Consider the following 6,286-nt stretch of genomic DNA (forward strand, 5'->3'; position numbering starts at 1 on the left):
TTTCCGTCACCCCCTCCTCTTCGGATCCATCAAATCTCTCAACCCATCTCCCAGAAAGTTTATCCCCATCACCGTGAGCATCACCGCCAACCCCGGAAAAATCGTCAGGTGCGGGGCCACCAGCAAAAACTGACGCCCTTCCGCCAGCATGGAGCCCCAACTGGGGGTCGGCGGCTGGACGCCTAAACCGAGAAAGCTTAAGCCCGCTTCCGCCAATATGGCCGAGGCCACGCCGAACGTCGCTTCCACGATCACCGGCGGCGCCGCGTTGGGTATTATGTGTCGCAGGATCACCCTTGGCGCGCCGGCCCCCAGCGCCCGCGCCGCCTGAACGTACTCCCTCTCCCGCAGCGTCAGCGTCTGCCCGCGCACAAGCCGGGCATAGCTCGTCCACCCCATCATGCACAAAGCAATGATAACGTTGGAAAGGCTCGGTCCCAAAATCGCCATCACCGCGATGGCAAGCAGTATGCCGGGGAACGCCAAGAAAACGTCGCACACGCGCATCACAAACTCGTCCACCTTCCCCCCGGCGTATCCCGCCGCCGCGCCGATGGCCGAGCCTATCACCACCGACACCGTGACTGTGGTGAATCCCACTAGCAGGGAGATACGGGCGCCGAAAATTATCCTGCTCAATATGTCCCTCCCCAGCCTGTCCTGGCCAAGAAGATGTTCCGCCCCCGGAGACCCCAGTCCATTGTAAAGGTCCTGATCGAACGGGGACGCTGGCGACACGAGCGGCGCCGTCAGCGCCACGAATGCGAATAACAGCGTCAACGCCAGGCCGAATTTCAGGTTGCCGGGAAGGTTGTTCATTTAAGCCTCACCCGGGGGTCTATCACAGCGTAAATCAGGTCCACGGCCAGGTTCACCGTGACGTATGACATGGCGATGGTCAGCACACACCCCTGCACCAATGGATAGTCCCGCGCGTTGATCGCCTGCACTGTGAGCCTTCCAAGCCCCGGCCATGAAAATATGGTCTCCGTGATAATCGCCCCGGCAAGAAGCGCGCCCAACTGCAACCCAGCCACCGTCACCACCGGCAGAAGCGCGTTCGCCAGCGCATGTTTGAAAAGCACCACCCGCCCCGAAAGCCCCTTGGCCGTTGCTGTGACCACATATTCTTCGTTGAGCGATTCGATCATCGCCGCGCGCGTCAGGCGGGACAATATGGCCGCCATCGCGGTCCCAAGAGTGATCGAAGGGAGGACAAGACTCGCAAAGCCCCCCCTGCCAGCCACCGGCAGCCATTTTAGTTCTATGGCGAAAAGAAGTATCAGAAGCGGCCCCAGCCAGAAGCTTGGCATCGAAACGCCGATAAGCGACATGGCCATGGAACCGCGGTCGGCCCATGTGTCCTTTTTCGCCGCCGCCATAACGCCGGCCGGTATCGCCAGGATCAACGCAAGCGCCATGGCGCACAGCGCAAGCTGGGCCGTGGCCGCGTAGCGCTCCTTTATTGAGTCGAACACGCTTTTTTTCGTGTAGAGCGACTTGCCAAGGTCGAACCGGGCCAGGCCGAAAAGGAACGCGCCGTACTGCTCCAATATCGGCCTGTCCAGCTTCAGTTCACGCCGCAGCGCCTCCTTGTCCGTGGCGGCGGCGTTCTCCCCAAGCATTATCTCCACAGGGTCACCGGGGGTGAGGTGGATGATCATGAACACCATCGTCACCACCCCAAGGGCCACCGGTATGGCCGAAAGTATCCTGCGGACCGCGTAATCCTTCATTGCCCCTCGATCCAGGCGTCTTTAAGGGATTTTATCCCCTCGTCCGGCCCAAGGCTGAAGTTTTTGATCCGCCTGCCGGTCACCGCCACATTTTCCGGATGCCACAATGAGATATATGGCAAATCTTCCGCGATCATCTTTTGCGCCCGCGAATACACCTGCCGCCGTTCATCGCCAAATGTCACTCTCCCATTTTCCAGAAGGCCGTCCAGCGTTTTGTTGACGTAGCGCCCCCGGTTCGCCCCGTCCGGCGGGAGCGACGACGAATGGAACATGTAATGGAGAATGTCCGGATCAGATATCCCCACCCATGTGAGCGAGAACATCTGGAAATTCCCCTTCTTAATGTCCGCATAGAACGCGCCCCATTCATACGAGCGTATGTCCAGCCCGATCCCCACTTTCGCAAGCTGCCACTGGAACACTTCGGCGATCCGTTTGCGAAGTTCATTCTGGGAAGTGGAGTACCTTAGCGTGAAGCGCGTCATCGGCCCCGGCCCGTCCGGGTCGGCAAATCCCGCCTCGTCGAGCATGCGCATGGCCCTGTCCGGATCGTAATCGAATTTCGCCACGTCATTTTCGTGGAACGCCATCGCCGGATAGAATGGGCCGGATGCCGGGCGCGCAAGCCCCTTGAGGATGTGCCTTATCACGCTCTCCCTGTCTATTGCATGGGCGATGGCCTTTCGCACCGCCGGATTCGCTGTGAGCCGGTCCTCCATGTTAAAACCGATATACGAATAGTTTGAACCGGGCGCGGTGACCACCGAAAGGTTTTTATTTTCCCGGAAGCGGGGGAGCAGATCGGGTGTTATGGGATTCATTATCACCTGAGCCTCGCCGCTCTCCAGCGATAGGGTGCGCACGGTCTCGTCGGGCATGATTTTAAATTCCAGCCGGCCGATTTTCGGCGCTCCATCGAAATGGTTATCGTTACGAACCAATGTCAGGATTTCATCGCGTTTGAATTCCACAAATTTGAAAGGCCCGGTCCCCGCAGGTTTTTCGGCAAAATCGGCTCCGGCCCCGGCCGGGACAATGGCCATTGTCATCGTGTCAAGAAACGGGGCGCTGGGCTCTTTAAGGTCGAATATTACCGTGGCCTCATCCGGAGTCTCCACGCTTTGAACGCCGGAAAACGCCGCGCGCAAAAACGACTTGCTGGCCGGATTGGAGATGAAGTCAAACTCCGCCTTCACATCGCGCGAGGTGAAAGTTGTCCCGTCGTGGAATTTAACGTTGCGGCGCAGATGGAAAATGTAGCGGGTGGGGGATGGATTTTCCCAGCTTTCGGCCAGATCGGGGGAGAGGGTGAAATCATCGTTGCGTTTGACAAGGCCGTTAAAGATGAGCCCCTCTATTTTGGCGGCGGTGGCGTCGGTGGACAGCCTTGGATCGAGCACGGTGGGGCTGGATTCAAGCGCTATAACAAGGGTGTTTTCGGGTCTGCCGGAATTCCGCTGGCATGAAGCGGTGAAGGCGAGAGCCGCGATTAAACACGCTGTCACCCATCGGACGGAGCGGGTCATCGTATAATCGCCCTGCGGCCTATGTCCTTCCTGTAATGTGCGCCCGGGAAGTTTATCTGGCCCACTCCATTATAAGCAGTGTCGATGGCATCTTTCACTGTGCCGCCGGTTGCGGTGATTCCAAGGACGCGCCCGCCGGATGTGACCACCTCGCCACTTGCGTTACGGGATGTCCCGGCCTGAAAAACGACGATGCCGGGAATATCCCCAGCCGCCTCAAGCCCTTGTATCACCTTCCCTTTTTCGTACGATCCGGGATATCCACCCGCCGCCATCACAACGCACACAGCCGCTTTCGGCGACCAGCGCACTTCAACCCCGCGCAAATCACCTTTCGCCATAGCCATAAGCACGGGCACAATATCGCTATCCATCCGCGCCATTATCGGCTGGCATTCGGGATCGCCGAAGCGGCAGTTAAACTCCAGGACTTTAGGGCCGTCCTTTGTTATCATCAGCCCGCCGTACAGGATGCCTTTGTATGGAACTCCGCTTTCCGCCATCGTCCGCAGCACTTTTATCATCACGTTTTCTTCGATCCACTTTTCAAGCTGCGGCGTTATCACAGGCGCAGGGGAATACGCCCCCATGCCGCCGGTGTTCGGCCCTGTGTCGTCATCGCCCACGCGTTTGTGATCCTGGCACGACGGGATCATTATCACCCGTTCGCCGTCGCAGAAAGCGAGGATGGAAGCCTCTTCGCCGTCCAGCGTTTCTTCCAATATTATCTTCGCCCCGGCGTCGCCAAACACTCGTTCCACCAGCATGGAGTCTATCGCCTCCACCGCCTCATCGCGGGAGCTTGCGACGACAACCCCCTTGCCCGCCGCCAATCCATCCGCTTTTATCACCACCCGCTCGCCAAATTTTTCCAGAGCGGCGATGGCTTCGTCCCGATCCGTGTGGACTTCGTATCTCGCCGTCGGCGCGCCGGACTTCGCCACGATTTCCTTCATGAAAATCTTGGAACCTTCCAGCATGGCGGCTTCTTTCGTCGGCCCGGCGATGAGAAGCCCCTCGGCGATAAAAGTGTTAACCACCCCCCGCACCAGCGGAGCCTCCGGCCCCGGCACGGTGAGATGGATGTTGTTCTCTTTGGCGAATTTCAACAGCGCGGGCACATCGTCCGCCGCGATGGGGATGTTTTGCGCGCAAGACTCCGTCCCCGGATTCCCCGGCGCGCAATATATTTTGGACACAAGCGGACTCTGGGCGATTTTCCACGCCAGCGCGTGCTCACGGCCACCAGAGCCGAGGATTAGGATGTTTAGAGCCTTATTGGTCATTGCTGATAATCCATAAAGCGTTAAATGTTCGTTTGGTAGCCATTTAAGACTAATATGTCGAAAAAATCAATAAATTTCGACATATCTATATCATATGTTTAACTCACGCACTGATCCTCAACTCATTGATATTATGTTCATTTAATTAATATCTCAAGGAATTTATCGTTAATATAGTACATTTCACGCCCTCTTTTCACACCCTGAAGTATCCCTATGGCCTCAAGTTCCTTAAGATAAGTGGACGCCGTTTGGCGGTTGCCAAGCCCAGCCTCTTCCAGAAATTTTATTTTACAATAAGGTTGGCGATGCAAAACCTCGACTAAATCCTTCGAGTGGATTCTGGGCGCCTTCTTTTTTATTAACGCCGAGGTCTCGTCCATAAGGTTGCGGATGGCCTCGATCCGGCCTGTCGTCATTTTCGACATCTGTTCGATCGCGTCGAGCATATATAAAATCCATGGCTCCCAGGCTCCCGAACTGGTCACGTTCGAAAGGCCGGCGTAATAATCATTCTTGTTCTCGATTATAAAACGGCTCAGATACAGCATCGGAATGTCCAGCAGGCGGCGTTCCACCAGAAAAAGGATATTAATGATCCTGCCGGTCCTTCCATTGCCGTCGGTGAACGGATGAATGGCCTCGAACTGATAATGCATGACGGCCAGTTTCACCAGCGGATCGATCCCATCTTCGGCATGGATGAAGCGCTCCAGATTCGCAAGTTTTTCTCGCAAACGCGTTTCGCCTTCCGGAGGTGTATAGATTACTTTCCCCCTGGAATTGGCCAGTTTGGTCCCGGACACTTTGCGCACACCCGCTGATGTCTGCTTGATTATCTGATACAGCTCCACAAAAAGATTCGTTGCCAGAGGCCTGTTTTCGTTCTTGATGATATTAAACCCGCGCCATAGCGCCTCTTGATAATTAAGCACTTCCTTGGTGTGAGGGTTGGTCCTGAGTCCGTCGTCGGCGAAAGCCCGGTAAAGCTCATCATCTGTTGTGACGATATTCTCTATTTCAGAGGACAACTTGGCTTCCTGAAGACCGATGGTCTGGATAAACACTCCTTGGTTTGGAATCAATTCACCCCTCCCTTTCAACTCTGCCAGGGCTTTATTGGCGGCAATCGCTTTCTTAAGCACCGCTTTAGTCTCAAGCTCCACGGGAGGAGGCAATGGCGGTAGATTATTAAAGGGTTTGTCCGGATCGTAATTCATTTTGTTAAACTATTTTGAAAACCGGATACTTTACCGGCGCGCAATATATTTTGGCGACTGCCGGACTTTGGGCGATTTTCCACACCAAAGCGTGTTCACGGCCACCGGAACCGAGGATGAGGATGTTTAAATTCCCTGTCATCGTAAATCGGCTGTCAGTATAAAGGTGGAAAAAACGAAAACGTATCGATGGAAAGAGTATTCATAAGCGGAGAATAATCATGCTATTTCAGCAATTCTTTTTTTGCGTCCTCAAGGCTTATGCCGGGATTGCCTGCGTCTTCGGCCTTGGCGGCGCGCAGATCCCTCAAATCCTCCATATCTTCCAGAAGTTCCTGAAGGGCCACAAACTCCTCATATGGAATAACCACGAATTCGAGTCAATCCCTTTTTTAGTTGAAACTCCCGGCATGACCGTCACGCCGCTTTCACCATTATCTTCCCCGCCAGAGCCCGTTTCATGATCTCACGCAGTTCCGGCAGGTGTTTATAACCGCTCACTTTCCTCAACCTGG

The 6,286-nt window shown here is 55.4% G+C and carries 6 protein-coding genes and 1 pseudogene; all 7 read right to left on the reverse strand.

Features of this window, described 5'->3' with window-relative positions:
* Nucleotides 1–6: 6 nt before the first annotated feature.
* The 7 genes and pseudogenes from HZB29_10330 to HZB29_10360 all read right to left on the reverse strand — a co-directional run bounded on the left by HZB29_10330 (nt 7) and on the right by HZB29_10360 (nt 6,142).
* Entirely contained in the window at nt 7–819 is an 813-nt protein-coding gene (locus HZB29_10330) for an ABC transporter permease (protein MBI5815988.1), read from the reverse strand.
* A complete protein-coding gene (locus HZB29_10335; protein ID MBI5815989.1) occupies nt 816–1,736 on the reverse strand; it encodes an ABC transporter permease in 921 nt (306 codons plus the stop codon). Before HZB29_10335 ends, HZB29_10330 begins: the two co-directional genes overlap by 4 nt.
* Nucleotides 1,733–3,265, reverse strand: a complete 1,533-nt coding sequence (locus tag HZB29_10340; GenBank protein ID MBI5815990.1) for an ABC transporter substrate-binding protein — start codon at nt 3,263–3,265, stop codon at nt 1,733–1,735. The genes HZB29_10335 and HZB29_10340 overlap by 4 nt, the downstream gene beginning before the upstream one ends.
* The gene (gene purD / locus HZB29_10345) at nt 3,262–4,551 is read right to left on the reverse strand and encodes a phosphoribosylamine--glycine ligase (protein ID MBI5815991.1); all 1,290 of its coding nucleotides are present in this window, start codon (nt 4,549–4,551) and stop codon (nt 3,262–3,264) included. The genes HZB29_10340 and purD overlap by 4 nt, the downstream gene beginning before the upstream one ends.
* Nucleotides 4,552–4,688: 137 nt before the next feature.
* Nucleotides 4,689–5,771, reverse strand: a complete 1,083-nt coding sequence (locus tag HZB29_10350) for a Fic family protein (protein ID MBI5815992.1) — start codon at nt 5,769–5,771, stop codon at nt 4,689–4,691.
* 34 nt (nt 5,772–5,805) lie between these two features.
* A pseudogene (locus tag HZB29_10355) lies at nt 5,806–5,913 on the reverse strand (hypothetical protein).
* An 82-nt stretch (nt 5,914–5,995) separates the two neighbouring features.
* On the reverse strand, nt 5,996–6,142 hold the full coding sequence (locus tag HZB29_10360; protein MBI5815993.1) for a type II toxin-antitoxin system Phd/YefM family antitoxin: 147 nt from the start codon (nt 6,140–6,142) through the stop codon (nt 5,996–5,998).
* Nucleotides 6,143–6,286: the final 144 nt, after the last annotated feature.

Source organism: Nitrospinota bacterium, assembly GCA_016235255.1.
Classification (GTDB): Bacteria; Nitrospinota_A; UBA7883; order UBA7883; family JACRLM01; genus JACRLM01.

Excerpts from the sequence above, each read along its gene's own strand:
- HZB29_10330 (MBI5815988.1), bottom strand. The coding sequence starts at position 819 with ATGAACAACCTTCCCGGCAACCTGAAATTCGGCCTGGCGTTGACGCTG.
- HZB29_10340 (MBI5815990.1), bottom strand. The coding sequence starts at position 3,265 with ATGACCCGCTCCGTCCGATGGGTGACAGCGTGTTTAATCGCGGCTCTC.
- purD (MBI5815991.1), bottom strand. The coding sequence starts at position 4,551 with ATGACCAATAAGGCTCTAAACATCCTAATCCTCGGCTCTGGTGGCCGT.
- HZB29_10350 (MBI5815992.1), bottom strand. The coding sequence starts at position 5,771 with ATGAATTACGATCCGGACAAACCCTTTAATAATCTACCGCCATTGCCT.
- HZB29_10335 (MBI5815989.1), bottom strand. The coding sequence starts at position 1,736 with ATGAAGGATTACGCGGTCCGCAGGATACTTTCGGCCATACCGGTGGCC.